This is a genomic window from Halorubrum sp. SP9, assembly GCF_005435015.1.
Lineage (GTDB): Archaea > Halobacteriota > Halobacteria > Halobacteriales > Haloferacaceae > Halorubrum > Halorubrum sodomense.
This window is the reverse complement of record NZ_SGXU01000845.1, coordinates 1-207: the sequence shown is the minus strand read 5'-3', so window position 1 is coordinate 207 and position 207 is coordinate 1. Positions and strand designations below refer to the sequence as shown.

1 tRNA gene is annotated in these 207 nt (G+C 36.7%); it reads left to right on the top strand.

The features are described from left to right. The first annotated feature begins 103 nt into the window (after nucleotides 1–103). Nucleotides 104–175, top strand: a tRNA-Arg gene (locus tag EXE45_RS19525). Nucleotides 176–207 lie beyond the last annotated feature (32 nt).

The window sequence follows — 207 nt, the reverse complement described above, 5'->3', positions numbered from 1 at the left end:
GGTTCATATTAGGCTCATTATGAGAAAAGGCTGGTGAAAAATTTAGCATATTTTAAACAATCATTTAGCTAGATGAATCAGAATATTTTTCCAACAAATAGTAGCTCGCGTGGCGTAATGGCAACGCGTCTGACTTCTAATCAGAAGATTATGGGTTCGACCCCCATCGTGAGTGTTTTTTTTATCTATTCCTAACCAGTAAATACC